Origin of the sequence: Vibrio sp. M260118, assembly GCF_036533755.1 — a bacterium.
GTDB lineage: Bacteria > Pseudomonadota > Gammaproteobacteria > Enterobacterales > Vibrionaceae > Vibrio.
Window position 1 is genome coordinate 1 of record NZ_JATABG010000490.1, and the last position, 2,111, is coordinate 2,111.

The 2,111-nt window shown below is 42.8% G+C and carries 2 protein-coding genes; both read left to right on the forward strand.

Going from position 1 to position 2,111, the window contains the following annotated elements:
• Nucleotides 1-1,837, forward strand: a 1,837-nt coding sequence (locus QTO00_RS18745) for a DUF2075 domain-containing protein (protein WP_331426114.1), incomplete at its 5' end; no start/stop codon positions are given.
• A gap of 163 nt (nt 1,838-2,000) precedes the next feature.
• The coding region (locus tag QTO00_RS21035; RefSeq protein WP_443088949.1) for an exodeoxyribonuclease V subunit gamma at nt 2,001-2,111 on the forward strand (111 nt) is incomplete at its 3' end.

Genomic DNA, 2,111 nt, shown 5'->3' on the forward strand with positions numbered 1-2,111 from the left:
GGTGAGGATCTTACAGGCATCACTCGCGCAGTTTGTAGGTAGTGGTAGCCACGTCTATTTTGAGTTTTTAATTCCACGGATGGGAAAGCGAGCAGACGTGATTTTAATTCATTCTGGTATAGTTTTCGTACTTGAGTTTAAAGTCGGTGCAGATAAATTTCACCGTGGTGACGCGCGACAAGCTCATGGTTATGCACTTGATTTAAAAAACTTTCATAAAGGAAGTCACGATAAGTTAATTGTACCTATCTTAGTGGCGACGCAGGGTGAGAGAGTAACGGAATGCCCTCAACTAGCCCTCGCTGAAGATAATGTGTCTGAACCAATCTTGGCAGATGAAAATAGTCTAGCAACAAGCATCGCATCATTGAGTGAACATTACTCGAAAACAACTTTTCACATCTCTGAATGGGCTGCATCAGGCTATATGCCTACGCCAACGATCGTTGAAGCAGCACAGGCACTATATGCCAACCATGACGTCAATGACATTGCGCGTAATGAAGCTGATACACAAAATCTTGCAATCACGAGTCAACAACTACTGGGTTTAATTCATCAATCTCGACAAGAGAAAAAGAAAACCATCTGTTTTGTTACCGGGGTGCCAGGAGCCGGCAAAACATTGGTGGGTCTTAATATTGCGAATACTCACTCTAATCCTAGTGACAATGAGTATTCAGTTTTCCTTAGCGGTAATGGCCCTTTGGTAACGGTATTGCAGCAAGCTCTGGCGATAGATAAATCCAAGCGGGAAAAAATTACTAAGGCGCAAGCTAAAAGAGAAACGAGTCAGTTCATCCAAAATATTCATCGTTTTCGAGATGATTGCTTGGATGGTGCGATTCCACCGGAAAAAGTGGCTATATTTGATGAGGCTCAGCGAGCGTGGAATGCAGAGCAAGCCTCTAAGTTTATGCAAACTAAGCGCAACAAGCCGGATTTTAATCAATCAGAGCCTGAGTTCTTGATTGAAGTGATGGACCGTCATCAGGACTGGGCGGTGGTTATTGCTCTTATTGGCGGTGGACAAGAGATTAATACTGGTGAAGCTGGTTTAGCCGGTTGGCTCGAAGCTCTTAGCTCTAGATTCTGTGAATGGCAAGTGTATTGCTCGGATCAATTACTGACAGGGGATTATGTCTCTGATGGCATTACTAGCCAAAGTTTAGCTCGTTGCACTATATTACCTAGCCTTCATCTAGCGACATCCATGCGTTCATTTAGAGCGGAAAAATTATCTAGCTTTGTTCATCATGTGGTAGGTAACCATGCCCATCAAGCGCGCGCTTTAAGTGCCCAACTGGCGGAACTCTACCCATTGAAAATCACTCGAGACCTCAAGTTAGCTAAGCGTTGGTTAGCAAAAAAAGCGCGAGCGACGGAAAGTAAAGGATTGCTTGCTTCATCCAATGCGATACGCTTAAAAGCTGAAGGAATCTTTGTTAAAAATCGTTTTGATCCTGAGTCTTGGTATCTCAATTCACAGGAAGATATTCGCTCCTGCCATTTTCTTGAAGATGTAGCAACCGAGTTCGATATTCAGGGTCTAGAACTAGATTGGTGTTTAGTCGGATGGGATGGGGACTATCGCTACAATGGTTCGGAGTTCGAGCATTGGAAGTTTAAAGGTACTAATTGGCAGCGACGGAATAAGGCTGAAGATAGACGTTACTTAGAGAATGCTTACCGCGTGCTGCTGACTAGGGCTCGTCAGGGAATGGTTATATTTGTTCCTTGTGGCGACGATAGTGATAGTACAAGAGTGACTAAATTTTATGATTCTACTTATCAATATTTAATTGAATGTGGTTTCGAACCATTAGAGTCACGTTAAAGTTATAGCTATACCATCGTGATAAATATATCGTCCGCTTAGGCGTTGTTTAATAGTTAAGTGGGCGTTTTACTCGTACATATCAGGGCGTTATAACACTCTCGAATTCTCTCCGCTTATGGTAATCTGGCATTAAATCTGGCGAGATAATTGTGAGTGCATTTTGTTTACTGTCTACCATTCTAATCAAGTTGATGTTTTAAAGTCTCTACTTGTTGAGCTAGTGCGCCTCAATCCATTAGCCAACCCATTTGAGAAAGAGCAGATCTTGGTG